The 23948-nt window shown below is 72.3% G+C and carries 27 protein-coding genes and 1 pseudogene; 12 read left to right on the forward strand and 16 right to left on the reverse strand.

From position 1 onward, the window contains the following. Window positions 1–113: 113 nt before the first annotated feature. The 4 genes from FHS34_RS08355 to FHS34_RS08370 form a co-directional block, all read right to left on the reverse strand. Entirely contained in the window at window positions 114–875 is a 762-nt protein-coding gene (locus FHS34_RS08355) for an SDR family oxidoreductase (protein ID WP_184962730.1), read from the reverse strand. A gap of 22 nt (window positions 876–897) precedes the next feature. Continuing rightward, window positions 898–1659: a 3-oxoacyl-ACP reductase FabG gene (gene fabG / locus FHS34_RS08360; RefSeq protein ID WP_184962732.1), complete on the reverse strand. Its 762-nt coding sequence runs from the start codon at window positions 1657–1659 to the stop codon at window positions 898–900. Between the two features lie 166 nt (window positions 1660–1825). Then, window positions 1826–2275 carry a DUF3037 domain-containing protein gene (locus FHS34_RS08365; protein WP_225817696.1) on the reverse strand — a complete coding sequence of 150 codons (450 nt, stop codon included), beginning with the start codon at window positions 2273–2275 and terminating at the stop codon, window positions 1826–1828. Next, complete coding sequence (locus FHS34_RS08370) at window positions 2272–3048, reverse strand: HipA family kinase (RefSeq protein ID WP_184962735.1); 777 nt, start codon at window positions 3046–3048, stop codon at window positions 2272–2274. The genes FHS34_RS08365 and FHS34_RS08370 overlap by 4 nt, the downstream gene beginning before the upstream one ends. Before the next feature lie 180 nt (window positions 3049–3228). Here FHS34_RS08370 and FHS34_RS08375 point away from each other — a divergent pair, with 180 nt between their 5' ends. After that, entirely contained in the window at window positions 3229–3711 is a 483-nt protein-coding gene (locus tag FHS34_RS08375) for a Rieske (2Fe-2S) protein (protein WP_184962737.1), read from the forward strand. A 7-nt stretch (window positions 3712–3718) separates the two neighbouring features. Here the strand turns inward: FHS34_RS08375 and FHS34_RS08380 are convergent, their stop codons facing one another. Further along, window positions 3719–4363 carry a cysteine hydrolase family protein gene (locus FHS34_RS08380; protein WP_184962739.1) on the reverse strand — a complete coding sequence of 215 codons (645 nt, stop codon included), beginning with the start codon at window positions 4361–4363 and terminating at the stop codon, window positions 3719–3721. Window positions 4364–4513: 150 nt separating this feature from the next. Between FHS34_RS08380 and FHS34_RS08385 the strand changes: the two genes are divergently transcribed. After that, window positions 4514–4984, forward strand: a complete 471-nt coding sequence (locus tag FHS34_RS08385; protein WP_184962741.1) for a pyridoxamine 5'-phosphate oxidase family protein — start codon at window positions 4514–4516, stop codon at window positions 4982–4984. 95 nt (window positions 4985–5079) lie between these two features. Here FHS34_RS08385 and FHS34_RS08390 read toward each other — a convergent pair whose 3' ends face one another. Then, window positions 5080–5982, reverse strand: a complete 903-nt coding sequence (locus FHS34_RS08390; protein ID WP_184962742.1) for a LysR family transcriptional regulator — start codon at window positions 5980–5982, stop codon at window positions 5080–5082. Window positions 5983–6056: 74 nt separating this feature from the next. Between FHS34_RS08390 and FHS34_RS08395 the strand changes: the two genes are divergently transcribed. Next, window positions 6057–7001, forward strand: a complete 945-nt coding sequence (locus tag FHS34_RS08395; RefSeq protein WP_184962744.1) for a DMT family transporter — start codon at window positions 6057–6059, stop codon at window positions 6999–7001. Between the two features lie 78 nt (window positions 7002–7079). Here the strand turns inward: FHS34_RS08395 and FHS34_RS08400 are convergent, their stop codons facing one another. Then, a complete protein-coding gene (locus FHS34_RS08400) occupies window positions 7080–8411 on the reverse strand; it encodes an aminotransferase class I/II-fold pyridoxal phosphate-dependent enzyme (protein WP_184962747.1) in 1332 nt (443 codons plus the stop codon). A 64-nt stretch (window positions 8412–8475) separates the two neighbouring features. Between FHS34_RS08400 and FHS34_RS08405 the strand changes: the two genes are divergently transcribed. Continuing rightward, entirely contained in the window at window positions 8476–9156 is a 681-nt protein-coding gene (locus tag FHS34_RS08405; protein WP_184962749.1) for a pyridoxamine 5'-phosphate oxidase family protein, read from the forward strand. Window positions 9157–9208: 52 nt separating this feature from the next. On the opposite strand, the gene FHS34_RS08410 is transcribed toward FHS34_RS08405, so the two are convergent. Together FHS34_RS08410 and FHS34_RS44095 are read right to left on the reverse strand one after the other, a co-directional pair. Next, window positions 9209–10213 carry an EamA family transporter gene (locus FHS34_RS08410; protein WP_184962751.1) on the reverse strand — a complete coding sequence of 335 codons (1005 nt, stop codon included), beginning with the start codon at window positions 10211–10213 and terminating at the stop codon, window positions 9209–9211. A gap of 577 nt (window positions 10214–10790) precedes the next feature. Beyond that, window positions 10791–11111: pseudogene (locus tag FHS34_RS44095) on the reverse strand (peptidase); the annotation flags it as partial. Window positions 11112–11461: 350 nt separating this feature from the next. Between FHS34_RS44095 and FHS34_RS08425 the strand changes: the two are divergent. After that, complete coding sequence (locus tag FHS34_RS08425) at window positions 11462–11890, forward strand: type II toxin-antitoxin system Rv0910 family toxin (protein WP_184962753.1); 429 nt, start codon at window positions 11462–11464, stop codon at window positions 11888–11890. Window positions 11891–11953: 63 nt separating this feature from the next. Here FHS34_RS08425 and FHS34_RS08430 read toward each other — a convergent pair whose 3' ends face one another. After that, window positions 11954–12580 carry a PadR family transcriptional regulator gene (locus tag FHS34_RS08430; RefSeq protein WP_184962755.1) on the reverse strand — a complete coding sequence of 209 codons (627 nt, stop codon included), beginning with the start codon at window positions 12578–12580 and terminating at the stop codon, window positions 11954–11956. A 132-nt stretch (window positions 12581–12712) separates the two neighbouring features. Between FHS34_RS08430 and FHS34_RS08435 the strand changes: the two genes are divergently transcribed. Together FHS34_RS08435 and FHS34_RS08440 are read left to right on the forward strand one after the other, a co-directional pair. Next, on the forward strand, window positions 12713–13108 hold the full coding sequence (locus FHS34_RS08435; RefSeq protein WP_184962757.1) for a hypothetical protein: 396 nt from the start codon (window positions 12713–12715) through the stop codon (window positions 13106–13108). Between the two features lie 26 nt (window positions 13109–13134). Next, window positions 13135–13524, forward strand: coding sequence for a VOC family protein (locus FHS34_RS08440; RefSeq protein WP_184962760.1), 390 nt, complete (start codon window positions 13135–13137; stop codon window positions 13522–13524). Here the strand turns inward: FHS34_RS08440 and FHS34_RS08445 are convergent. Then, window positions 13512–13880 carry a MerR family transcriptional regulator gene (locus FHS34_RS08445; RefSeq protein ID WP_184962762.1) on the reverse strand — a complete coding sequence of 123 codons (369 nt, stop codon included), beginning with the start codon at window positions 13878–13880 and terminating at the stop codon, window positions 13512–13514. The genes FHS34_RS08440 and FHS34_RS08445 overlap by 13 nt on opposite strands. Before the next feature lie 93 nt (window positions 13881–13973). Between FHS34_RS08445 and FHS34_RS08450 the strand changes: the two genes are divergently transcribed. Then, window positions 13974–14408: a hypothetical protein gene (locus FHS34_RS08450; RefSeq protein WP_184962764.1), complete on the forward strand. Its 435-nt coding sequence runs from the start codon at window positions 13974–13976 to the stop codon at window positions 14406–14408. A 45-nt stretch (window positions 14409–14453) separates the two neighbouring features. Continuing rightward, window positions 14454–15266, forward strand: a complete 813-nt coding sequence (locus FHS34_RS08455; protein WP_184962766.1) for a PhzF family protein — start codon at window positions 14454–14456, stop codon at window positions 15264–15266. Between the two features lie 8 nt (window positions 15267–15274). On the opposite strand, the gene FHS34_RS08460 is transcribed toward FHS34_RS08455, so the two are convergent. After that, entirely contained in the window at window positions 15275–16069 is a 795-nt protein-coding gene (locus tag FHS34_RS08460; RefSeq protein WP_184962768.1) for a CPBP family intramembrane glutamic endopeptidase, read from the reverse strand. 427 nt (window positions 16070–16496) lie between these two features. Then, window positions 16497–18014 (reverse strand): glutamate-cysteine ligase family protein, encoded by a 1518-nt coding sequence (locus FHS34_RS08465; RefSeq protein WP_184962770.1) that lies wholly within the window; start codon window positions 18012–18014, stop codon window positions 16497–16499. Window positions 18015–18583: 569 nt separating this feature from the next. Here FHS34_RS08465 and FHS34_RS08470 point away from each other — a divergent pair. Together FHS34_RS08470 and FHS34_RS08475 are read left to right on the forward strand one after the other, a co-directional pair. Further along, window positions 18584–19183, forward strand: coding sequence for a hypothetical protein (locus FHS34_RS08470; protein WP_184962772.1), 600 nt, complete (start codon window positions 18584–18586; stop codon window positions 19181–19183). Between the two features lie 287 nt (window positions 19184–19470). Further along, window positions 19471–19677 (forward strand): DUF5999 family protein, encoded by a 207-nt coding sequence (locus FHS34_RS08475; RefSeq protein ID WP_184962775.1) that lies wholly within the window; start codon window positions 19471–19473, stop codon window positions 19675–19677. Between the two features lie 167 nt (window positions 19678–19844). Here the strand turns inward: FHS34_RS08475 and FHS34_RS08480 are convergent, their stop codons facing one another. The 3 genes from FHS34_RS08480 to FHS34_RS08490 form a co-directional block, all read right to left on the reverse strand. Continuing rightward, window positions 19845–20609, reverse strand: a complete 765-nt coding sequence (locus FHS34_RS08480) for a carbohydrate ABC transporter permease (protein ID WP_225817708.1) — start codon at window positions 20607–20609, stop codon at window positions 19845–19847. 65 nt (window positions 20610–20674) lie between these two features. Beyond that, window positions 20675–21673 (reverse strand): carbohydrate ABC transporter permease, encoded by a 999-nt coding sequence (locus tag FHS34_RS08485; RefSeq protein WP_184962779.1) that lies wholly within the window; start codon window positions 21671–21673, stop codon window positions 20675–20677. A 6-nt stretch (window positions 21674–21679) separates the two neighbouring features. Further along, window positions 21680–22972 carry an extracellular solute-binding protein gene (locus tag FHS34_RS08490; RefSeq protein WP_184962781.1) on the reverse strand — a complete coding sequence of 431 codons (1293 nt, stop codon included), beginning with the start codon at window positions 22970–22972 and terminating at the stop codon, window positions 21680–21682. 430 nt (window positions 22973–23402) lie between these two features. On the opposite strand from FHS34_RS08490, the gene FHS34_RS08495 reads away from it, so the two are divergent. Then, on the forward strand, window positions 23403–23933 hold the full coding sequence (locus FHS34_RS08495; RefSeq protein ID WP_184962783.1) for a universal stress protein: 531 nt from the start codon (window positions 23403–23405) through the stop codon (window positions 23931–23933). The last annotated feature ends 15 nt before the right edge of the window (window positions 23934–23948 follow it).

Consider the following 23948-nt stretch of genomic DNA (forward strand, 5'->3'; position numbering starts at 1 on the left):
GCAGCACGGCTTCTTGATCGTTTCAGCGATGACGACGTTGTCAGTCCGCTTTGCGGAGTCCCGAGGGCTCCCCGGGCGCCGATCCGTCCGAAAATCGGCGCCCGGAAGATGACTCAGTGCACGCCCGCGTTGAGGAAGATGCCGCCGTCCACGACGAGCGTCTGACCGGTGATCCAGTCCGACTGCGTGGAGGTGAGGAAGGCGGCGGCCCCGCCGATGTCGGAGGGGACACCGAGCCGGGCGAGCGGGTAGGCGGCCGCGGCCTCCTCCTCGCGGCCCTCGTACAGGGCCTGCGCGAACTTGGTCTTGACCACGGCCGGGGCGATCGCGTTGACCCGGACCTTCGGCGCGAACTCGTGCGCCAGCTGCTGGGTCAGGTTGATCATCGCGGCCTTGCTCACGCCGTACGCGCCGATGAACGGCGAGGGCGCGAGACCGGCGACCGAGGCGATGTTGACGATCGCGCCGCCGTTGTCCTTCTGCCAGGCGTGCCAGGTCCGCTGGGCGAAGCCGAGGGCCGAGATCACGTTGGTCTCGAAGACCTTGCGGGCGACGTTCAGGTCGAGGTCCGCCATGGGGCCGAACACGGGGTTGGTGCCCGCGTTGTTGACCAGGAAGTCGACCCGGCCGAAGGACTCCATGGTCCGCTCGACGGCCTCGCTCTGGTGGTCGACGTCGTGGGCCTTGCCGGCGACGCCGATGACCCGCTCGGCGCCGAGCTGCTCGACGGCCTCCTTCAGGGCGTCCTCGTTGCGGCCGGTGATGCACACGCGGTCGCCGCGCGCGATCAGCGCCTCGGCGACGCCGTAGCCGATACCGCGGCTCGCGCCCGTGACGATCGCGACCTTGCCGGAGAGCTCCGGGAGTTCAGTCATGTCCGTGCTACCCCTGAATCCCTTAGTTGAGCGGTCCGCCGGCGACGTACAGCACCTGGCCGGAGACGAAGCCGGCCTCCTCGCCGGTGAAGAAGGCGACGGCGTTGGCGATGTCCTCCGGCTCACCGACGCGCTGCACCGGGATCTGCGTGGCGGCGGCCTTCTTGAAGTCGTCGAAGCCCATGCCGACGCGGTCGGCCGTGGCCTTGGTCATCTCGGTGGCGATGAAGCCGGGGGCGACGGCGTTGGCGGTGACGCCGAACTTGCCCAGCTCGATGGCGAGGGTCTTGGTGAAGCCCTGGAGACCGGCCTTGGCGGCGGAGTAGTTGGCCTGGCCGCGGTTGCCGAGCGCCGAGGAGGAGGACAGGTTGACGACCCGGCCCCAGCCCGCGTCCACCATGTGCTTCTGGACGGCCTTCGTCATCAGGAACGAGCCGCGCAGGTGCACGTTCATGACCGTGTCCCAGTCGGTGGCGCTCATCTTGAACAGCAGGTTGTCGCGCAGCACGCCCGCGTTGTTGACCAGGATCGTCGGGGCGCCCAGCTCCTCGGCGATCCGGGCGACGGCCGCCTCGACCTGTGCCTCGTCGGAGACGTCCGCGCCGACCGCGATGGCCTTGCCGCCGGCGGCGGTGATCTTCTCGACGGTGTCCTTGCAGGCGGCCTCGTCCAGGTCGATCACGGCGACCGCGCGGCCCTCGGCTGCCAGCCGTACGGCCGTCGCGGCGCCGATGCCGCGCGCCGCGCCGGTGACTACCGCGACCCGCTGTTCAGTGGTGGACATTGCTTCTCCTCGCCCTTGAGAGAACTGGTCGGCCCTCGAGAGGGCCTGTGGGGGCCCTCGGAGAGGGCCCCTTCATGCGGTGAGCGACCGCTTAGTACCTTCAGCACCCGAGACGCTAGAAGCCCTGGCACCCGGTGTCAACGGCACATCCGGCCGGTGTGATCCATTACCTCACCAGGAGGTCCAGCAACCGCTCCGTCTCGGCGGCCGGGTCGGCGGTCAGGCCGGTGTGCACGGGTCCCGGCTGGACCACGGTGGAACGGGGCGCGATCAGCCAGCGGTAACGGCGCCCGGCGTCGTCCCCGGCCGCCTGCCCGGCCTCCTCGCCGCCCGCGCAGTGCCGCTCGATCGCCCGGAGCGCGGCACGCACCCCGGCGACGTCGGCGGACGGGTCCAGGGCGAGCAGCCGGGCCTCGTCCAGATGGGTGCGGGCGCCGACGTAGGCCCGGGCACGGCAGTACACGACCACGCCCGCGTTGATGCACTCCCCGCGCTCCACCCGGGGTACGACCCGCAGCAGCGCGTACTCGAACACCTCCCGGTCGCCGCCCTGGCCCGCCCGGGTGATGTGCCGCTCGGTCACGTGGCCGGCCATGTGGATGTGCCGCTCGCTCACTTGCCCTCCTCCGCTGCGGAGCCGAGGCCGGTGATCCGCTCGGCGATGACGGCCGCGCGCGCGAGCAGTGGCCGTGCGTAGGCCCGGCGCAGGTCGTCCGGGGTGCCGAAGCCGGGCTCGTCGGCGAGCCAGGCGTCCGGGATCTCGGCGGTGACCTCGGCGAGCAGGTCCTCGGTGACCCGGGGCGCCAGTTCGGCCGCGGCGGCCGTGAGGTCGGGGGCGAACCGGGCGAGGGCGTGGTCCGAGGCGTCGTAGGGACGGGCCGCCGAGGCTTCGGCGGAGGGCCAGTTGTGGTGCCAGATCATCGTGGCGCCGTGGTCGATGAGCCACAGCTCGCCCCGGTGCAGCAGGAGGTTGGGGTTGCGCCAGGACCGGTCGACGTTGTTGATCAGCGCGTCGAACCAGACGATCCGTCCGGCCTCGCCGGGGCTCACCGGGAAAGCGAGCGGGTCGTAGCCGAGGGCACCGGACAGGAAGTCCATGCCGAGGTTGGTGCCGCCGCTGCCCCGGAGCAGGTCCTGCACCTGCTGCTCGGGTTCGCCCAGCCCGAGGACCGGGTCCAGCCGGACGGTGACCAGCCGGGGCATGCGGAATCCGAGGCGGCGAGCGAGTTCGCCGCACACCACCTCGGCGACCAGGGTCTTGCGGCCCTGTCCCGCGGCCCGGAACTTCATGACGTACATCCCGAAGTCGTCGGCTTCGACGAGCCCCGGCAGCGAGCCCCCCTCACGCAGGGGCGTGATGTAGCGGGTCGCGGTGACTTCCTTGAGCATCGCCCCAGGTTACTGGGGACCGGGGGACGGCCCGGTCTCCGGCCGACAGCCGGCGGACAGCCGTGGCACAGGGCCCTCTCAGCCCCGGGGGCAAGGATCCGGTGCCCGTCTGAACGGCCGCCGTCCCGTGGCCGTACCCCATGACGGACCACGAGCAGTTCCGCGGAAGGGAAGCCTCACATGACCAGCGCATCGCTCCCGACTTCGTCCGAACAGGGAGGCGCCCCCACCCGGCCGGCCCGCCGTACCGTGATGGCGGCGGCGGGAGCGGCGGGGCTCGCCGCCGCGCTCACCGCCTGCGGTTCGGGCGACGACTCCTCCGACAGCGTCGTCACCGGGGCCGGCTCCGCACAGGAAGGCGGCGGCTCCGCCGGGGGTGCCGCGCTCGCCAGGACCGCGGACATCCCCGAGGGCGGCGGCAAGATCTTCAAGGACCAGGGGGTCGTGGTCACCCAGCCGACGGCGGGGACCTACAAGGCGTTCTCGGCCAAGTGCACCCACCAGGGCTGCGCGGTGGGCAGTGTGGCGGACGGTGTGATCGTCTGTCCGTGCCACGGCAGCCACTTCTCGGCCGAGGACGGCAGCGTGAAGAAGGGGCCCGCGACGCAGCCGCTGGCGGCGAAGAAGATCAGCGTCTCCGGTGACGAGATCGAGCTGGCCTGAGGCCGGCTCAGCTCCGTCCGTACGCCTGTTTAAGGCAGCGCAGCACCTCGTCCGTGGTCGCGACCGTGGCGACCAGCGCGAGGGTGTGGCGGATCACCGCCGCGGTGTAGTCGGCGGGCACCCCGGCGACGGCGTCGGACGGGACGACGGCGGTGTAGCCGAGGTTGACGGCGTCGAACACCGCGTTGGGCACGGCGACGTTGGCCGAGACCCCGGTGACGATCAGCGTGCGGCAGCCGAGGTTGCGCAGCAGGGCGTCGACGTCGGTGCCGTGGACCGGGGACAGCCCGTGCAGCCGCCGGACGACGAGGTCCTCCGCGCCGACCTCGATCGGGGGCGCGACCCGCACCGCCGCGCTGCCGGTCAGCTGGCGCACGGGGAGCCGTTCGGCGGCCCGGAACAGGCGGGCGTTGCGGCTCGCGCCGCGGCCGTCGGGGCGGCGCTCGGCGACGGCGTGGATCACCTGCACGCCGGCCTCGTGGGCGGCGGCGACCAGCCGGGCCACGTTACGCAGGGCGCCGGAGGAGCGCGCCTCGCGGGCGAGTTCGGGCAGGGCGCCGTCGGGGCCGACGACGCCCTGCTGGCACTCCACGGTGAGCAGGACGGTGCTCGCGGGATCGAGGAGGTCGCCGAGCTGCTCGTACGACGGCATGGCACACCCTTTCGCCGGAATCCGGGCGGTGAGAGTAGCCACATCGGGTCGCGGGCGGAAGCCGGACGGTTCCCTTTTCTGACGCGATGTCAGAGGATCAACACAGCAGAGGAGTTCACCGGACACGATGTGGAATGAAGAGGGGGCCGCATGACCGTCACGCAGCAGCGCCGGGGCCGGAAGATCATGATGACGCGCGGCGAGCTGGATGAGTTCCTCACCACCCAGCGCACCTGCCGGGTCGCGACCGTCTCGGCCGACGGCACACCGCATGTGAGCGCGTTGTGGTTCGCCTGGGACGGCGCCTCGCTGTGGCTGTACTCGGTGGTGCGCAGCCGGCGCTGGGCGCAGCTGAGCCGCGATCGGCGGGTGGCCGTCGTGGTCGACTCCGGGGAGGAGTACGACCAGTTGCGCGGGGTCGAGCTGTCCGGCCGGGTGGAGTTCGTGGGCGAGGTGCCGCGCACGGGCGAACTGTGCGCGGAACTCGACACGGCCGAGACGCTGTTCGCCCGCAAGAACTTCGGCCTGGACGAGATGCCGCACGACGGCCGCCACGCCTGGGCCCGGCTGACCCCGGAGAAGATCGTGTCCTGGGACTTCCGGAAGCTGGGCGGGAGGTAGGAGCGCGGGCCGGGTGGCTTCCGGGGCCGGGCGGCCGGGAGCGGTCCCGGAGCCCTTCCGGAACCGGGCGGACGCGCGAGGGCGCCCCGCTGGTCTCAGCCGAGTTTCCGGGCGGTCTCGCGCAGGGCCTGCACGGCGGCGCGGATGGAGGGTCGGCGGTCGGCGTCCGCCCGCCAGATCACGTACACATGGCGGCGCACACGCTGCTTGAGCGGCACCAGCACCACACCCTCGGGCACCGGATGCCGGCCCAGCAGCGGAGCGATGCACACACCCAGACCGGCCGCGACGAGGCCGAGCTGGGTGTGGGTCTCACCGGCGCGGTGGCCGATGATCGGCTCGACGCCCTTGGAGCGCAGCGTGAACAGCAGCCACTCGTGGCAGAACTCCCCCTCGCCCCAGGTGATCCACTCGTCCTCGGCGAACTCGGTCAGGTCCACCTCGTCCCGGTCCGCGAGCCGGTGCCCGAGGGGCATGGCGACATCGGCCGGGTCGTCCAGCAGGGGCGCCTTGACCAGGCCGTCGGGCACGGGCATCGGCTTGTTGTACCAGTCCAGGACCACCGCGAGGTCGAGATCGCCGCGGACGACGCCGGCGACGCCCTGCTCCGGCTCCAGCTCACTGGAGCGCACGCGCAGCCCCGGGTGCTCGGTGCGCAGCGCGCCGAGCGCGGCCGGGAACAGGCCGCGCGCGGCGGTCGGGAACGCCGAGAGCCGGAGTTCGCCGACGACCTGCCCACGGTGCGCCTCCAGGTCGGACTGGGCCAGTTCGACCTGCGACAGGATCCGCGCCGCGTGCTCCGACAGCAGCCGGCCCGCGTCCGTGAGGCGTACCCCCCGGCCGTTCTTGGCCAGGAGCTGCTGGCCGACCTCCCGCTCCAGCTTGCCCAGCTGCTGCGAGACCGCGGACGTGGTGACGTGCAGCGCGTCGGCGGCGGCGCTCACCGAGCCGTGCCGGGCCAGTGCGTCCAGGGTGCGCAGGCGCTCCAAGTTCAACATGTAAGCAATACTAAGAGGTACCAGGAGGGAAGTCTCGATTGTCCTACGAGGTTGCCTCCGGCATCGTGGAACGCATGAGCACGGTCACCCCGCCCCGAACCCGGCCCACCGCCTCCACCTCCGCCCCGGCCCGTCCCCGCGCCCGCCTGGACTGGCGGCTCCGCTTCGGCGCACTGTCCCTGATCTGGGGCTTCAGCTTCCTGTTGATCAAGGTGGGGACCGACGGGTACGCGCCGTTCCAGGTCACGCTCGGCCGGCTCGTGTTCGGCACGGCGGTGCTGATGGCGGCGATGGCCGTGAAGCGGCAACGGCTGCCGCGCGGGGCCCGGGTGTGGGGGCACATGGCGGTCGCCGCGTTCCTGCTGAACGCCCTGCCGTTCTCCCTCTTCGCCTACTCCGAACTGACGATCCCGTCCACGCTGGCCGGCATCTGCAACGCCACCTCCCCCCTGTGGGGCATGCTCCTGTCCCTGGTCGCGCTGTCCGAGGACCGGCCCACCCGGGTCCGGGTCGCCGGCCTGGCGCTCGGCTTCCTGGGCGTGCTGACCGTGCTGGGGGTGTGGCAGGGCTTCCACGGCCTGGACGCCACGGGCACGGCGATGGCGCTGCTGGCCTCGCTGAGCTACCCGGTCGGCTGGATCTACGTCCGCCGGACGCTGGCCGGCACCGGGAACTCGCACCTGGCGATGACCGGGGGGCAACTGCTGCTGGCCACGGTGCAGCTGGCCGTCGTGACGCCGCTGTTCACCGGCGTTCCCGAGCACTTCGCGTTCGTTCCGCTGCTGGCCGTCGCCGCGCTGGGCGCCCTGGGGACGGGGCTCGCCGTGCTCATCCAGTACGGGCTGGTCGCCGAGGTCGGGCCCACCACCGCCCAGATGGTCACGTACTTCATTCCCGTCATCGCCACGGCCGCGGGGGTGGCGATCCTCGGGGAGTCCCTGCGGTGGACCACGCCGGTGGGTGCGGTGATCGTCATCGCGGGGGCCGCGCTCACCCAGGTGCGCGGCAAGAGCGTCTGAGGGGGCGGGGGTACCGGGGGGACGTACGGTCCGTGGTGGCCGGTCGAGCCGCCTCTCCGCCCCCCTTCTCCGGTGCCGTCAGCCGTAGACGCGCGCCGGACTCGGCCGGACCGCCGCCGCCACCGCGTCGGCCAGCGGGGTGATGTCCTCCGGTGCGAGCGTCGAGACCGTGACGCGGATGCCCTGCGGTGACGCGAGCCGGAAACGGGCACCCGGCGCGACCGCCCAGCCTGCCTGCACCAGCCGGGCCACCGCGCCCGTCTCGTCGGGAACCGGCACCCAGACGTTCAGGCCGCTGCGGCCGTGGGCGGTGACCCCGCGCTCCGCCAGCGCCTCGACCAGGGCGTCCCTGCGGGCGCCGTACGACCGCGCCACGGCCGCCCGGTCCACCGCGCCGCCCGCCCACAGGTGCGCCACGGCCCGCTGCAGGAGCAGGCTCACCCACCCCGGGCCCAGGCGCTGGCGGCCCCGGACCCGGTCGACGGTGACGGGGTCGCCGGTGACGACGGCGAGGCGCAGGTCGGGGCCGTAGGCCTTGGCGGCGGAGCGGACGAAGGCCCAGTGGCGGGTGACACCCGCGAGGGGGTGCAGGGGCAGGTCGACGAAGCCGTGACCGTGGTCGTCCTCGATGAGCAGGGTCTCCGGGTGGTCCCGCAGCACCGCGCGCAGGGCACGCGCGCGCGTGGCGGTCACCGCGGCGCCGGTCGGGTTCTGGGCGCGGGCGGTGACGATCAGGGCGCGGGCCCCGGACTCCAGGGCGCGGCGCAGCTCGTCCGGGCGCGGCCCGTCGTCGTCCACGCCGACGGGGGCCAGGTGCAGGCCCAGGGCGGGGACGAGGTCCAGGGCGCTCCCCCAGCCGGGATCCTCGACGGCGACCGAGTCGCCGGGCCTGAGGTGCGCGGCAAGGACGCGTTCGATCGCGTCGAGGGAGCCGGAGGTCACGGCCGGCGGGCCCCCGGGGACGCCGTCGGCGTCGAGTTCGGCACGGGCGAGGCGGACGAGCTCCGCGTCGACGGGGTCGTCACCGTAGAGGACGGGCCGGCGGTCGCCCTCCCGCGCCGCCGCCGCGAGGGCCGGGGCGAGGCGGGGCAGCAGGGCCGGGTCGGGGTTGCCCGTGGAGAGGTCACGGCCCCCGGGCGGCACCTCCACGCGCAGTTCCTCGCGGCCGGTGGTGGCCGGCTTGGAGCGGACACGGCTGCCCCGGCGGCCGGCCGTCTCGATCACCCCGCGTTCGCGCAGGGTGCGGTAGGCGGCGGCGACCGTGTTCGGATTCACGCCCAGCTGTGCCGCGAGCTCCCGCATGGGAGGCAGGGTCTGGCCCGGCCGCAGCTGTCCGGCGCCGACGGCCCGTTCGACCTCGGCCGCGATCTCGGCTGCGCCGCGCCCGGTGATCCGATATTCTCCTAGCACAATCAGCATTATGCACTAGTGCAAAACGTCTTTTCAAGTCGCCTCACCCATGGAGGGCTCCGTCATGCAGGGCACGACCGAGGAATCGCAGGCCGCCGCCTACACGCCGACCGACCGCACCGTGCCGACGCGCTCCGCGGACCGGGCGTCGTACGACAAGGAGCTGGTGCACGCGATATTGGACGAGGGATACGTCTGTCACCTCGGCTTCGTCCGGGACGGCGCCCCGGTGGTGCTGCCGACGCTGTACGGCCGGGTCGGCGAGCGGCTCTACGTCCACGGGTCCACCGGTTCCCGCCCGCTGCGGATGACCGGCCAGACCGACCCCGGCCTGCCGGTGTGCCTGACGGTCACCCACGTCGACGGGCTGGTGCTGGCCCGCTCCGCCTTCCACCACTCGATCAACTACCGCTCGGTCGTGGTGCACGGCGTCGCGCACGAGGTCACCGACCCCGAGGAACGGCGGCTGGCCCTGGACGCGCTGGTCGACCACGTCGTACCGGGCCGGGCCGCCGACTCCCGCCCCGCGAACAAGAAGGAGCTGGCCGCCACCGCGGTCATCCGCCTGGACCTCGACGAGGTCTCGGCCAAGGTCCGCTCCGGCGGGGCCAACGACGAACCGGACGACCTCTCCCTGCCGTTCTGGGCCGGGGTCGTCCCGCTCCGCAAGGGCTACGAGGCACCGGTCCCCAACGCCGACCTGGCGCCCGGCGTCGACCTGCCGGACTACCTGGCGGGGCACTAGCGTCCGGGCGCGCCTGCGTCCGGGCGCGCCGGGATCGCCTCCGGCCGGTGCTCTATGCGGCGGTGCCGCGGGCGGACAGCTCCCGTTCGGCGCCGCCCGAGGCGACCGGCTCCGGGGACCCCTTCGCGGGGGCGGAGGACTGGGCTATGAACGCGCCGACCAGGACGACCGCGCCGCCGACGACCTGCGGCGCGGACAGGTGCTCGCCGAGCAGCACCCAGGCCAGCACGGTCGCGATGACCGCCTCCAGACAGGCGACGACTCCGGCGACCTGCGGCGACAGCCGGCGCACGGACAGCACTCCGGTGATGTACGCGATCACCGTGGCGACGAGCACCACCCAGGCGAGCAGGGCGACGGCCGGTACGCCGGTGCCGTTCAGGTCCGCGGAGCCCGCCAGCACCGACCAGTCCATGCTCCAGGGGCGGGCCACGGCCGTCAGCACGGCGGCGCCCACGAGCAGCCCGTAGGCGATGACGCCGAGCGGGTCGGGCGCCGTCTCGCCCGCGTCGCTGCCCTGGTCGGCCAGGACGAAGTAGCCGACCTGGCAGCAGGCGGCGCCCAGGGCGAGCACCAGGCCCAGCGCGTCGAAGCTCAGCCCCGACCAGACCTCCACCACACAGGCGAGGCCACCCGCGGCGAGGACCACGCCGAGCGCGGCGGCACGGGTCACGGGCCGCCGCTGCACGAACCGCACCCAGCCCAGCACCAGGGCGGGCGCCAGATACTCGATGAGCAGGGCCACGCCGACCGGGATCCGGGAGAGCGCGGCGAAGTAGCAGGCCTGGACACCGGCGACGGCGAGCAGCCCGAACCCGGCGAGCAGCGCGGGCCGGCGGCGCGGCAGGGCGCGGTGCCGTACCGCGATCGGCAGCATCACCAGAGCGGCGCCCGCCACCCGCAGCCACACCACGTGCAGCGGGTCGAGTCCCGCCTCGATCAGTGGTTTGGCGGCCACCCCGGACCCGCCGAAGGCCAGCGCCGAGGCGAGGGCGAGGCCGAGTCCGGCTCCCTTGCCAGGGCTGTCATGACTGCTCCCAGACGTATGCACCGGCACATGATGGCAGGCGCCGACAGGAGCGTCACCCCTGTTGACACCTGTCTCAGCTGGTGGACGGTCCGGCCGTCGGCGGGCCACCTCTCCGGCAGCGGGCCGCCATTCCGTCGGCGGCGTACTCGCCGGTTTCCGCCTCGATCCGCGCGGCCAGCTCGCCGGCCGGGATGCCGGCGCGTTCGAGGACCTCGGCGGCCCGGGAGCGCGGGTCGGCGGCGAGGGCCGCGAGCAGGTCGGTGCCGGCGACCCGGGGCGCGCCCCGGAGCCGGGCGCGGAGGCGGGCGTCGGCGAGCGCCGTGGCCGCGGCGGGCGACCACCCTCCGGCGTCCCTGGCCGCGCCGTCCTGGGCGGCGGGCGGAGCGGGAGGCACACCGACGGTCCTTCCCCCGGCCCCTGCGGCCGGATCGCCGGGCCCAGCGGGGCCGTCGGCGCCACCGGAAGAGACGGAGAGGGTCGAAGCCGCGAGGCCGGCCGAAGCGACGGCATCGCCCGAAGTGACGGGCCCGGCCGAATCCACGGGCCCGGCCGAATCCACGGGCCCGGCCGAATCCACGGGCCCGGCCGAATCCACGGGCCCGGCCGGGGCGGCGACGAAGGGGAGCGTGCCGGAGTTCTCCACGCTGCCCTGCCAGCGCAGTCCGTAGCCGATGCTGCGCTGCACGAGGTAACCGAGGAGCCGGGCGAGCCGCCGGGACTCCCCCACGGCGGCGCGGGCCTCGGGGTCGTGCTCCAGCAGGGCGTGGAGCAGATGCGCGGTGTCGGTCTGCCGGTCCCCGTCCCTCACGGCCCTCCGGCGGGCACCGGCAATCACCGCTGCGAGCTCGACACCGAGCCAGGCAGCGCCGTCCTGGTGCGGAACCACTGCGTCGGGAGCGGTCCGGTGGGCTGTACGGGGTTGCACATCCCCACCTCATCAGCCTCACGGGGGACCGCACATCCACGACGGGAACCATTCTCGCGTCCCACGACGAGTGGACATCACCGACCGGGATGTCATCCTCACGGAGGAGATCAGGCCGATCCCGCGCAAGGAGGCGCGCGCCGCCTTGCGCCACGCCCCCGACGAGCGACCGCGCCGCGCCGGTACCCGTACGTCAGCAAGGGCAAGGCGTGCGCGGGTGCCGCCTCTCGGCGCCCTGCACCCAGCTCGGCCCCGAGAAGTGACGGCTCATCAGTATTGAATGTTCGCGCCCCTGCGGCTACGTTCCGCGACACCGTAGCCCGATACGCCCGATCCGAAGGGGTGGTCGCATGGCCGAAGTCAGCGCGGAGGCCCGCATCCAGGCGCCGGCCGAGAAGGTGTGGGCCCAGCTCACCGACTGGCCATCGTACGGGGCATGGAACGCGACCCACACCAGCTTTCCCCGGGGCGGCCCCGAGACCCTGGCCGTGGGCGGGACGTTCCAGGAGAACATGAAGCTGATGGGTTTCCCGGCGGAGGTCGACTGGACCATCGAGGAGCTGGAACCCGCCCGGCTGTTCGCCATCCGCGGCAAGGGCCCGATGGCGGTGACCGTCGCCACCCGCTACACCCTGACCCCCGACGGCGACGCCACGACGCTCCGGATCGACGGCGAGTTCACCGGCGCCGCGGTGTCGCTGATGGCGGGCAAGCTGAAGGACTCGGCAACGGCCGCCCTGCACGAGTCGCTGCGCAAGCTGGACGGCCTGGTGGCCTGAGCGGGGACACGCGAAGGCGCCCCGCGCGGATACCGCACGGGGCGCCCGGACCTCGCGGGAGCCTCAGTGCTCGTCGGCGAGGATCAGGTACAGCTTCTTGCGGGCGTCGTTGACGACAGCCAGCGCCTTCTCGCGCTGCTCCTTGCTGCCGGTCTTCCAGACCTGGCCGAACGCCTCCATCAGCCCGAACCCGGCCTGACGGATCTCGGTGAGGGCCTCCCAGTCGACTCCGCGCGAGGCCTCCTCCCAGGGTGCGTCCGGCCCCTCCTCGGCGGCGGCGCGTCCGTTCTCGGTCAGCGAGAACAGCTTCTTGCCGCCCTCGGTCTCGCTGGCGATCAGACCCTCGTCCTCCAGCAGTTGGAGGGTGGGGTAGACCGAACCGGGGCTGGGCTTCCAGGCGCCGCCACTGCGTTCGGCGATCTCCTGGATCATCTCGTAGCCGTGCATGGGACGGTCCCTGAGCAGGGCCAGGATCGAGGCGCGTACGTCACCGCGCCGCGCCCGCCCCCGCGGGCCGCCCCGTCCTCGCGGCCCCCAGCCGCCCGGCCCGAAGCCGGGCCCGCCGGGACCGAACCCCGGGCCACCGGGCCCGAACGGGCCGAAGGCGGCCCGCCGGCCCTCGAAGCCGCCCATGCCCCGGCAGCCGGGGCCCTCATGCCGATGTCCACGCTCGAATCCGTGGGTACGCATCGTGATCACTCCATTCCATCGCTGATCTGTCACTACACATCGCGTATCGTTCGCGATGCCTCAACGATATATCGGAAGAGTTTCGCTGACAACCCCCTTCCGAAGGCGCGGTGACCGCGTACCCTCGGCTCCGTGCCCCGCCGTTCGAGAACGCCCCGCCGACTGGTCGCCGACGCGCGCACGTACCTGTGGACGCTCCGCCACAGTCACAGCCACAGCGGGGCGGACGGCGGCCGGTCCTGCCGCGAGACCCTGACGCTGTACCCGCAGCCGGCCGGCGCCGGCGGCCCCCTGCGCATCGTCTTCGCCGAGGGCCCCGGCCGGTACGTCCCGGGCGGGGCTCCCCTGGGCTCCGGAGACGTGGGGTACGTCCGGGGCGCCTCCCTGAACCTTCACGAACCCGGCGCCGTCCGGTCGCTGCTCGACGCGGCGTTGGCCCGTGGGTGGCGGCCGGAGGCGCGGCGGGCGGTGGAGCTGGACGGCTGGTCCCTGCTGGAGGCGGCGGCCGCCGCGCGCGACCGGCACTGAGCCGCGCGCCCTGAGAGGATCAGGGCATGACGGACTCACCCATGCGGATCAACACCCTCGTCGTGGACGCCACCGACCCCGAGCGGCTTGCCGCGTTCTGGTCCGAGTTGCTCGGCCGGCCAGTCGTGGGCCGCATGGGACCCTACGTATGGCTGCGGCGCGAGAACGGCCTGGGCCTGGGCTTCCAGCGAACCGGCGAGCCCAAGTCGGTGAAGAACCGTATGCACTTCGACATCACCTCGCCCGACCCGTCCGCCGAGCAGCGGCGTGTCGAGGCGCTCGGCGGACGCAGGCTGACGCAGTACGACGCCGGCGGCTTCCTGGTGATGGCGGACCCCGAGGGCAACGAATTCTGCATCATCCCCGACGGCCCCTTCGAACTCGACGACGAGGGGCGCGCGGACTACCTCACCTGACCGGCCCCTGCTCGCAGGGGACAGCCGGTGCCGACGCGGGCGGTGAGGTCCGTGCGGAGTGCCGTCAGCTCGGCCAGGCGCGCGTCGACGACCCGGATCTTGTCCTCGAACAGGGCGGACAGGGCCTCGGCGCTGTCCGGTGCGTCCTTCAGTTCCGCGCCGTGCCGGGCGATCTCGGCGAGGGTGAACCCGAGCGCCTGCGCCGTGCGCACATACTGCAGCCAGGGCACCGTCTCCGGCGGGAAGTCACGGTAGCCGTTGGGCAGCCGGTCACCCTCGATCAGGCCGATCTTCTCGTAGAAGCGCAGCGTGTCCTTGGACAGCCCCGCACGCACGGCCAGTTCCCCGATGCGCATGACTCCCCCACCACTCGGTCGACTTGACCTTGGAGCGTACTCCGCTGTCTAGCGTGGGCGGCGCCCGAACGAGCCCTGCCGAGGAGCCCCCCGATGACCCCTGCCGCCCCTGGCTACACGCGCCTTGTCCGCACCAGCGGCTGGTACGACCTGATCGTCACGGCCGGTTTCGCCACACCCTGGACGTACGCGCTGGTGCACGACCTGCTGTCCGCCGGAGGTGACGCGACCGGCCTCGGCACGATGCCCGCGCTCACCCCGATGCAGACCCTGTACGCCAACCTGATGGGCTCGGTCGTGGTGGTCTGGTCCGTCCTGCGGGTCGTACGGCCGCTGCCGCTGCACGGTCTCCTCGACGGCGTCGCGCGCGTGCTGTTCGCCCTGTGGCAGGCGTACGCGCTGACGCACGGCGGGCCGGGGGTGCTGTGGCCGTTCCTCGCCGTGGAGGTGTCGTTCGGCATCGCCCAGCTCGCCCCCTGGCTGCGCACGCGTGTGACGGCCGGCCGGGAAACGGTCCGGCATTCGTGAATTGGCCTTGGTCCGAGGGCTTCGGGGGCCGCTAGCGTCGGCGCCATGCGCATTCGAATCGTGGACGCCTTCACCGACCGCCCCTTCGCCGGAAACCCGGCCGGGGTCCTGCTCCTGGACGACGTCTTCCCGGACGACGACTGGCTCCAGAACGTGGCCATGGAGGTCAACCACGCCGAGACGGCGTTCGCGCACCGGCTGCCCGAGGGCGGCGCGGCGGACTGGGCGCTGCGCTGGTTCACGCCCGCCACCGAGGTCGCGATGTGCGGACACGCCACCCTCGCCACGGCCCACGTCCTGCACACCACCGGCGCTCACGAGGGTCCGGTGCGGTTCGCCACCCGCAGCGGGGTGCTGATCGCCACGCCCGCCGCGGACGGTTCGTTCGCCCTCGACTTCCCGACCGCCCCGCTCACCCCGGTCGAGCTCCCGGCCGGGGTCGCCGAGGCGCTCGGCGCGGAGCCGGCCGCGGCCTTCGACACCGGCCCGAACATCGGTGACCTGCTGGTGGAGCTGGCCGACGAGAAGACCGTCCTCGGCCTCTCCCCCGACCACAAGTCCCTCGGCGCGTACTCCTCGCGCGGCATCATCGCCACGGCCCGCGCCGAGGACCCCGCGCGCGGCTACGACTACGTCTCCCGCTGCTTCTTCCCGAACGTCGGCATCGACGAGGACCCGGTGACCGGCAGCGCCCACACCGCCCTCGCCCCGTACTGGTCCGCCCGCCTCGGCCGCGACGACCTCACCGGGCTGCAGGCCTCCCGCCGCACCGGGCTGGTCCGTACCGGCCTGCGCGGCGAGCGCACCCTGCTCACCGGCCGCGCCGTGACGGTCATCGAGGGCGAACTGCACGCCTGAGGGCCCGCTCAGGCCGTCGGCAGCCAGCCCACCTTGCCCGCGAGGAGGGCGTAGCCGACGAACGCTCCGATGTCGAGCAGGGAGTGGGCGACGACCAGCGGGCCGACCCGGCCCCAGCGGCGGTACAGCCAGACGAACACCACGCCCATCACCATGTTGCCGAGGAAGCCGCCGATGCCCTGGTAGAGGTGGTACGAGCCGCGCAGGACCGCGCTGGCCACCAGCGCGGTCCCCGGGGTCCAGCCCAACTGGCCGAGCCGGCGCAGCAGATACCCGACGACGATGACCTCTTCGAGGATCGCGTTCTGCATCGCGGAGAGGATCAGCACGGGGTACTTCCACCACACGTCGGGAAGCGCCTCGGGTACGACGGTGAGGTTGAAGCCGAGGCCGCGGGCGGCCAGGTAGAACGCGATGCCGGTGCTGCCGATCACGGCCGCGACCCCGGCGCCCCGGGCCAGGTCGGGCCAGGGCCGGGTGCGGTCGAAGCCGAGGGCGCGCAGGCTCGCGCCCTCGCGCAGCAGCAGATGGGCGACGAGCGCCACGGGGATCAGCGCGGTGGTGATCCCGAAGAGCTGCCAGGCCAGGTCCAGCCAGGGGCGGCCCGGTGCGGCCGAGGCGTTGAGGGTGGCCGCCTGGTCCTTGAGGCCGCCCGGCTTGGTGACCGAGCCGATGAAGCTGATCAGCGCGGACACCCCGCTCGCCCCGAGCGACAGCCCTAGGACGAGCAGCGTCTCGTCCCGCAGGATACGCCGCGGGTCCCGCCCCCGCGCCGAGGAATCGGCCACCCCGTCAGCCTCCACCTGTGCCCCTGTCTCCTGCCGGCTCACGGGCCACGGGCCCGCCTTCGCCCGGCAAGGATCGCAGAACCACCTAGGGAAACCCCGCTCACCCCACCAACCCCACACGCCCCGGCCCGCCCCGAGCACCCGCTCATGCCTCCCGGCCCACCGGCAGCACCGCTCATGCTCCCCGGCCCACCGGCAGCACCCGCTCATGCTCCCCGGCCCACGTTTCTCCGCCGCAACGGCGCTCAGCCCCCGCACGGCGGACCGGCGGTCTGCTCGGCGGACCGGCGGTCTGCTCGGTGGACCGGCGGTCTGCTCGGCGAGTCGGCGGTCTGCTCGGTGGACCGGCGGTCTGCTCGGTGCCGACCCCGACGCCCCCGCACCGGCCGTCCGCGCGGCGGCTCGGCCCCCGCCGCGCAGCCCGGGCCGTGGGAGCCGGGCCTCAGCCGAGCGGTACGGCCTCCGGCAGGCCCACCGGCCAGGTGTGCACCGGTTCCCCGACATGCATCAGCTCGGCGTACCGGCGGGTCGTCGCGGCCAGGGCGGCATCGCGGGACAGTCCCTGCTCCAGCGCCCGGTGGAAGGTGGCCGCCTGCCAGGACGCCCCGTTGACCCGGCGCCGGCAGCGTTCCTCGATCACGCCCAGATAGAGGTCACGGTCGGCGGCCTCCACACCCCACGCGTCCAGTCCCGCGGAGGCGAGCGGCAGCAGCTCGTCCCGGATCAGCGTGACGGCGTCGACCTCGCCCGTGCCGCCGTACCGTCCCCGCCGCGGCCAGACGAAGCGCGCGTCGATGCCGTGCCGGCACGCCGCGTCGAAGTTCGCCTCGGCGGCGGCGAACGGCATCCGCGTCCACACCGGCCGGGAGTCCTCGGCGAGGGCCCGGACGATCCCGTAGTAGAAGGCCGCGTTGGCGATCACGTCGGTGATGGTCGGCCCGGCCGGCAGCACCCGGTTCTCCACCCTGAGGTGCGGCACGCCGTCCGCGATGCCGTACACGGGCCGGTTCCAGCGGTAGATCGTGCCGTTGTGCAGGACCAGTTCGGCGAGCCGGGGCACTCCGCCGGCCTCGATGACCTCCAGCGGCTCCTCCTCGTCGCAGATCGGCAGCAGCGCCGGGAAGTAGCGCAGGTTCTCCTCGAACAGTTCATAGGCGGAGGACACCCACCGCTCACCGAACCAGGTGCGCGGCCGGACGCCCTGTGTCTGGAGCTCGGGCGGCCTGGTGTCGGTGGACAGCAGGAACAGCGGTGGCCGGGACTCGCGCCACAGCTCGTGACCGAACAAAAACGGTGAGTTGGCGCCGACGGCGATCTGCGGGGCGCAGGCCACCTGGGCCGCGTTCCACACGTCCGCGAATCGTCCCGGGGTGACCTGCAGATGCAACTGCACCGAGGTGCACGCGGCCTCCGGCACGATCGACTTGGACGTGCAGACCAGGTGCTCCACCCCGTCGATGTCGAGCCGGAAGTCCTCACCGCGGGCCGCGACGATCTGTTCGTTGAGGAGGGTGTACCGGTCGACCTCGGAGAGGTTGGAGGAGACCAGGTCGTCCCGGTCGAGGGTGGGCAGGATGCCGATCATCACGATGCCCGCGTCCACCTCGCCGGCCTTCCGGTCGGCATAGGCGAGCGAGATGCGCAGTTCCTCGGCGAGCCGGTCGAATACCCGTCCGCCCAATCGGTGCGGAGCGATGTTCACTTCCAGGTTGAACATGGCGAGTTCTGTTTGGAAATCGCGGCTCGCGATGCGCTCCAGTACCTGCCCGTTCAACATTTTCGGCATGCCGTCCGTCCCCGCGAGATTCAGTTCGATCTCGACTCCCATGAGGTTCTTGGGACGGTCGAATCGCTTCTCGCGCAGCAGCCGCTCCAGTCCCGTCAGGCACTTCTGGAGCTTTTCGCGGTAGCGCTGGCGATCGGACAGGTCGAACTGCCCCGCCACGACCTTCTCCCCCATCGAAGTGTCCCTCCTCGGACGGGCGGGCCGACGCTCCGGCCGCCGGGCTCCCGGGTCAGGTGGGATGATGCCCAGCCGAAGCGATCGATAACGTCCCGCACGGGGCCGCCGCCCGCTACTCTGTCGGAATGTTCCCGGCGGCACATTCACGAGGCATGCCGCAACTTGCACTGTCGGGTGCCCCGAACGCCTCGTGAAAAACGCCGACGACATTCAGCCGACCGTTACCGGCGCGTAGAACGAGGTCAGACGCGCGGACCGGACCGGAAATCGGGATGAGTTCCGCAAATCGTCGACCTATTTCGGCCTTGCCGGATCAACCGGAATCAGATAGCCGAAACATCGGCCGAACACACGTCGTATAAACTCTGTCCACAAGGCACAAGGTGGCACCCTCGGTCCCGGTTTCCGCGGAGTTCCTGTCGCCCCGGTTGACGGGCGGCAGACCGGGCCGCACCCTCGTTCACACCGACCTGGGCCCCCACCTCTCCGGCCTTCCGTGAGCAGACAGCGCCGTCCGCCCCACCCTCCCTCGCGCCGCCGCGCCTGTCGAATGAGAGGCGACCCACATGCCGCTGCACGTACCCCCTGCCCCCGCGCCTGCCCTGCGCTCCGTCCTCACCGCCCTCGGTTCCCCCACCGCGGTCCGTGAGGCCCGTACCCCCTCCCTGCGCGCCGCGCAGGGGCCGACGACCCCGGAACTCCCGCTGCCCGTCCACGTGCTGGACCGGATCACCGCGCAAGGCCTGTCCGCCACCCGGCTGACCGGCTGGCGCTTCCTGATTCGGTGCGGCGACCGTGCGGTGGCCGCGGCCGAGACCATGCTCACCCCCGACGGCTGGGCCTTCTCGCACTTCTTCGAGGGCCCGTACGTCGCCTCCACCGAGCGCGCCCTGGAGCAGGCCGAGGCGCTGCAACAGCCCTATCAGGCGCGACTGCTGTCCATGCCCGGCCTGTACATGCTCACCCTGTGGCTGCACGGGGACCGCTCCGGCGACGGCACCGAGGGGCATCCGGCCGCCACCGATCTGCTCGTCCCGCTGGCGCCGGCCCCGCCCGGCATTCCGGCACACCGCCCGTTCCGGGTCGCCGAGTTGCTTCCGGTGCTGACCCATCGGGCGACTCCTCTTCCCCTGCTCGGCTCGCCGGTGCTCGGCTCACCCGCCTGACAGACGCCCGCGTACCCCGCTGCCCGGCCGGGAAGCGGGGTACGACCGTGTCCGTGCCGCTCGGCGGGCACCGTGCCGTCCGGACTAGTCCTATCCGACCACTGCGAACCATCCGAAGTGACAGTGCAGTTGGACTGAACCGTCCGGGCGGGTGACGCGTCATGAACCTGTGAGAAGCGGTGCTGTGAAATCCCTGCGGAATGACTCCCAGAGGACAACACTGGTTTCAGACCGACTCTTCACCACGGGGGACGGACATGATCACAACAGACCGAGAGATCCCACCCATGTGCCAGCACCAGCCACCGTGCCCGCCAGCCGAATCCGCCGACCGGGAGTCCGCCCGCCTCGTGGCGCACCACCCGGAACAGGGGTGGAGCCTGCTGTGCAACGGCGTCCTGCTCTTCGAGGACACCGGTGAGCTGCTCCCCGACGGCCGCATCATCGCCCCGCACCGCCCGCTGGGTGCGGGTCAGGTGATGACCGCCGCCTGAGCACGGCACAGTGACCCGAGGGGCCGGCCGCACGCACCCCGTGCGCACCGGCCCCGACGCATGCCGTGGGCCGGCTGCGAACGGCGGCCGGGGACGGCGGCGAGGGCAGCTGTGAGGCCCGCACGTGCCCCGGGCATGTGCGGCTCCTGCCCGTCGGGGCGGGACGGCTATCCCTTGGTGGCCCCGGCGGTGAGACCGCCGACGAGCTGGCGTTCGGCGACCGAGTAGAAGGCCAGGGCCGGGACCATGGCGAGCACGAGATAGGCGAAGACGCGGGCGTACTCCGCCGAGTACTGCCCCTGGAACTGCTGGACCCCGATGGGCAGGGTCCACCAGGTGCTGTCGGTGAACACCAGCAGCGGCAGGAAGAAGTTGTTCCAGCTGGTGACCACCGCGAGGACCGAGACGGTGCCGAGCGCCGGCCGGGCCATGGGCAGCAGCACCCGCCAGAAGAACCCGAAGGCGCCGCAGCCGTCGAGCGTGGCCGCCTCCTCCAGTTCGCCGGGGATCTCCCGGAAGAAGCCGCGCAGGATGATGATCGTCATGGGCAGCCCGAAGGCCGCCTGCGGCAGGATCACACCGAGCGGATTGTCCAGCAGGCCGAGGTGGCGCAGCAGCAGGAACAGCGGCAGGGCGGCCACCGCGAAGGGGAACATCAGCCCCATCGTGAAGACGGTGAAAAGCGCCTCCCGCCCGCGGAAGGCGAACCGCGCGAAGGAGAAGGCCGCCGCCGCGGACACGGCGACCACGAGCACGGTCGTGCCCACCGCGATCAGCGTGCTGTTGCCGACCAGCCGCCAGAAGTCGCCCGAGCCGAGGATGCCGGTGTAGTTGCCGGTCAGCCAGTGCTCGGGCAGCCCGAAGGGGTTCCTGGAGAGTTCGTCGGTGGACTTGAAGCCCGACAGCACGGCGTACAGCAGGGGCACGGCCATCAGCGCGCCGACCGCGACGAGGATCCCGTGCAGCGGCAGGGCCCGTACGGCCTTGGGTCTCCGGGTCACTTGCCGTTCCCCCTCATCGTGGTGGTTGCCCCTTCGAGGTCGCGGCGGAGCACGAACCGCTGGTAGGCGAGGGCGAAGACGAGACAGATGCCGAACATGACCACACTGACCGCGCTGGCGTAGCCGGCCTGGTAGCGCCTGAAGCCGAACTGGAACATGGTCACGGCCATCGTCTCCGAGTGGTGGTCGGGGCCGCCCTGGGTGATCACCCAGACCAGGTCGAACAGCTGGATCGACCCGATCACCGACAGGAAGACGCTGATGCGCAGGGTGGGCGCGAGCAGCGGCAGCGTGACGTTCCGGAACCGCTGCCAGGCGTTGGCACCGTCGATCAGCGCGGCCTCGGTCAACTCGGCCGGGAGGGACTGGAGTCCGGCCAGGTAGAGCATCATGTGGAAGCCGAAGTACTTCCAGGTCATGACGAGGAACAGGGTCGCCATGACGGACGAGGGGTCGGCGAACCACTCACCGCCCAGGCCGTCCAGTCCGACGGCGCCGAGGACATGGTCGGCGAGTCCGTCGTCCGGCGCGAAGACCATGCCGAACAGCACGCCGGTGATGGCCTCGGACAGGACGTACGGCGCGAAGAACAGCATCCGGTACACGGCCCGGCCGCGCAGCCGCTGGTTGAGCAGCACCGCCATGCCGAGCGCGAACGGCAGTTGCAGCGCGAGCGACAGCGCGACCAGGACCAGGCAGCGCCAGAGGTCACCCAGGAAGACGTCGTCCTGGAAGAGCCGGGTGAAGTTGTCGCCGCCGACGTAGTCGGAGGGCATGCCGAAGCCGCCCCAGCGGAAGAGGGCGGCGTACAGCGCGAACAGCATCGGCAGCAGCACCAGTGCGATGAACAGCACCAGCGCGGGCAGCTGGAAGCCGACCGCGGTGAGCCAGTCCCGCGCGCGCCGCCGGGACCGCCCGCGGTCCGCGCGCTCGGCCGCGGGTGGGAGGCCGACGGCCGGGCCACTGCGCTTGTCCGGGAGGAAGGCCGAGGTCATCGCGGGTTACTGCGCTTCCTCGGCGGCCCCGGTGATGGACTGCGCGACCTGTTCCGGCGACTTGGACCCGGCGATGAGCGCGGCCACGCTGTCGTTGACCTCCTGGCCTACGGCGGGCGCGTACGCCTGGTCGAGGTAGAGCTGGAAACCGGTGGCGGCCTTCAACTGCGTCTGCACGGCCTTGAGGTTGGGGTCGGTGAGGACGCTCTCCGCGGCCGGCACGACCGGCAGGACGCCGGTCTTCCGCACGAGTTCCCGGTCGGTGGTCTCGGTGGCGAAGAACTTCAGGAAATCGACGGCCGCCTGGGGGGCTCCGCTGCGCAGGGCGTGACCGCCGCCTCCGCCGAACACCTCGGTGAGCTTCCCCTCGCCGCCCTCGACCTCGGGGAACGGGAAGAAGCCGAGGTTCGCGCCGAGGCCCTTGCCCGCGTCCGCCTCCACGACCGGGGCCCACTGCCCCATGAGTTCCATCGCCGCCCTGCCGTTGCCGACGGTGGCGGCCTGGCCGGTCGGCGTGGAGTAGGCGGCGCCGAGGAATCCCTTCTGGAACGGCTGGAGGGTGACCAGCTCCTTCAGGTGCCGTCCGGCGTCGACGAACCCGGCGCCGGTGAAGTCCTTGCTGTCGGCGGCCTTCCGGAGCGCCCCGACACCGGCGGTACGCATCGCCAGATACGCCCAGTAGTACATCCCGGGCCACTTCTCCTTGCCCGCGAGGGCGAGCGGGGTGACGCCGGACGACTTCAGCCTGGTCACCGCTTCCAGGAAGCCGCTCCAGGTGGTCGGCGGCGCACCGATCCCGGCCTTCCCGAAGAGCGTCCTGTTGTACCAGAACCCGATCATGCCGATGTCGAACGGGATGCCGTACGCCTTGCCGTCCAGGAGGTACGGCTCCTTCGCGACCGGCAGCAGCCCGTCCGCCCAGCTTCCGGTGCCGTCGGTGAGGTCCTCGACCAGTCCCGCGTCGACCTGCTGCTTCAGTACACCGCCGCCCCAGGTGTGGAAGATGTCCGGCAGTTTTCCGGAGGCGGTCAGCGCGGTCATCTTCGACTTGTAGGCGTCGTTCTCCAGTTGCACGATCTTGATCTTGACCTTGGGGTTCTGGGCTTCGAACTTCCGGGCGAGGCCCGCCCAGACGGTCCTGGTCGGCTCGGTGGTCGAGATGTTCCACCACTCGATGGTGGTCGTCCCCGAGGACGACCCTCCGTCCGAGCCGCCGCCGCAGCCGCTCAGCGCGGTCGCACCGAGCCCGGCGACGGAGGCCGCCAGGAAACCGCGGCGGGAGAGTGCGGGGTCGCCCATCATGCGCTCCTTCGAAACCTTCGGAGTTGCTTGGGAGAGGTCCCTACCGATGAAGCGGCACCGTCAAGAGCCTGCCGCGGCATCCGTGGGAACGCAGTGAAGCCGAAACATTCGACAGTTCTCCCGAACGTTCCGACCCGCGACTCTAGGAAGGCGTGTGGGGAGCGTCAAGGCTTCGCGCACGAGGCGGCGGCACCCAGCCGACAGTGGTGGGACCGATGGTGCCGATCCGTCGTCAGCGCAGCAGTCCGAGGCTTTCGAAAGTTTCGGAGGAAGCGCCGAATTCCAGGGCCGACAGGGGCGCTGCCGGCGGGGGCACAGGCCGTCCGGCTGGTCGAATCGCCGGTGTGGGAGTGGGATGGAGAAAGGGAGGTCCTCAGGGCGCGCCGCGGGTCTCACCTCGTCGGCGCCCGTGCGGAACGGTGGAGTCATGTCCGGTTACGGCACCTTGGCGGTCGCGCGAGTGGTGGTCGGTGTGAGCGGCTCCCTGGGCAGCGTCACGGCCCTGCGGCGGGCCACCGCGCTCGCCCGCCGGCTGGGCGCGGAGCTGTGGCCGGTGCTGGCCTGGGAACCACCGGGCGGCGACTCCGCCGCGCGCCGCTCCCCCGCCGCCGGCCTGCCGGTCGAGGAGTGGCAGCGGCTCGCCAAGCAGCGGCTGGCCTCGGTGCTCGAGGAGATCTTCGACGCGGAGGGGCCAGGGGTGCCGATGCACCCCCTCGTGGTGCGCGGCGCGCCGGGCCGGGCGCTGGTGGCGACCGCGGACCGGGAGAACGACGTACTGGTCGTGGGCGCGGGACGGCGCGGGCTGCGGCGGGCCTTCTCGGGCCGGGTCTCCCGCCACTGCCTGGCCCGCGCGGTCTGCCCGGTCCTGGCGGTGCCGCCGTCCCCCCTCCAGTCCGAACTGCTGTCCGTCCACCGCCGCAACACCTGGCACCTACGCATCGACACCCGGGACCTGTGAGACCCCCCGCGAACG

Source organism: Streptomyces echinatus, assembly GCF_014203595.1.
GTDB classification, from domain to species: Bacteria; Actinomycetota; Actinomycetes; order Streptomycetales; family Streptomycetaceae; genus Streptomyces; species Streptomyces echinatus.

Coding starts and splice junctions, on each gene's coding strand:
- FHS34_RS08355 (WP_184962730.1), bottom strand. CDS start 875: ATGACTGAACTCCCGGAGCTCTCCGGCAAGGTCGCGATCGTCACGGGC.
- fabG (WP_184962732.1), bottom strand. CDS start 1,659: ATGTCCACCACTGAACAGCGGGTCGCGGTAGTCACCGGCGCGGCGCGC.
- FHS34_RS08370 (WP_184962735.1), bottom strand. CDS start 3,048: ATGCTCAAGGAAGTCACCGCGACCCGCTACATCACGCCCCTGCGTGAG.
- FHS34_RS08375 (WP_184962737.1), top strand. CDS start 3,229: ATGACCAGCGCATCGCTCCCGACTTCGTCCGAACAGGGAGGCGCCCCC.
- FHS34_RS08380 (WP_184962739.1), bottom strand. CDS start 4,363: ATGCCGTCGTACGAGCAGCTCGGCGACCTCCTCGATCCCGCGAGCACC.
- FHS34_RS08385 (WP_184962741.1), top strand. CDS start 4,514: ATGACCGTCACGCAGCAGCGCCGGGGCCGGAAGATCATGATGACGCGC.
- FHS34_RS08390 (WP_184962742.1), bottom strand. CDS start 5,982: ATGTTGAACTTGGAGCGCCTGCGCACCCTGGACGCACTGGCCCGGCAC.
- FHS34_RS08395 (WP_184962744.1), top strand. CDS start 6,057: ATGAGCACGGTCACCCCGCCCCGAACCCGGCCCACCGCCTCCACCTCC.
- FHS34_RS08405 (WP_184962749.1), top strand. CDS start 8,476: ATGCAGGGCACGACCGAGGAATCGCAGGCCGCCGCCTACACGCCGACC.
- FHS34_RS08425 (WP_184962753.1), top strand. CDS start 11,462: ATGGCCGAAGTCAGCGCGGAGGCCCGCATCCAGGCGCCGGCCGAGAAG.
- FHS34_RS08430 (WP_184962755.1), bottom strand. CDS start 12,580: ATGCGTACCCACGGATTCGAGCGTGGACATCGGCATGAGGGCCCCGGC.
- FHS34_RS08440 (WP_184962760.1), top strand. CDS start 13,135: ATGACGGACTCACCCATGCGGATCAACACCCTCGTCGTGGACGCCACC.
- FHS34_RS08445 (WP_184962762.1), bottom strand. CDS start 13,880: ATGCGCATCGGGGAACTGGCCGTGCGTGCGGGGCTGTCCAAGGACACG.
- FHS34_RS08450 (WP_184962764.1), top strand. CDS start 13,974: ATGACCCCTGCCGCCCCTGGCTACACGCGCCTTGTCCGCACCAGCGGC.
- FHS34_RS08455 (WP_184962766.1), top strand. CDS start 14,454: ATGCGCATTCGAATCGTGGACGCCTTCACCGACCGCCCCTTCGCCGGA.
- FHS34_RS08465 (WP_184962770.1), bottom strand. CDS start 18,014: ATGGGGGAGAAGGTCGTGGCGGGGCAGTTCGACCTGTCCGATCGCCAG.
- FHS34_RS08470 (WP_184962772.1), top strand. CDS start 18,584: ATGCCGCTGCACGTACCCCCTGCCCCCGCGCCTGCCCTGCGCTCCGTC.
- FHS34_RS08475 (WP_184962775.1), top strand. CDS start 19,471: ATGTGCCAGCACCAGCCACCGTGCCCGCCAGCCGAATCCGCCGACCGG.
- FHS34_RS08480 (WP_225817708.1), bottom strand. CDS start 20,609: ATGGCCGTGCCCCTGCTGTACGCCGTGCTGTCGGGCTTCAAGTCCACC.
- FHS34_RS08485 (WP_184962779.1), bottom strand. CDS start 21,673: ATGACCTCGGCCTTCCTCCCGGACAAGCGCAGTGGCCCGGCCGTCGGC.
- FHS34_RS08490 (WP_184962781.1), bottom strand. CDS start 22,972: ATGGGCGACCCCGCACTCTCCCGCCGCGGTTTCCTGGCGGCCTCCGTC.
- FHS34_RS08495 (WP_184962783.1), top strand. CDS start 23,403: ATGTCCGGTTACGGCACCTTGGCGGTCGCGCGAGTGGTGGTCGGTGTG.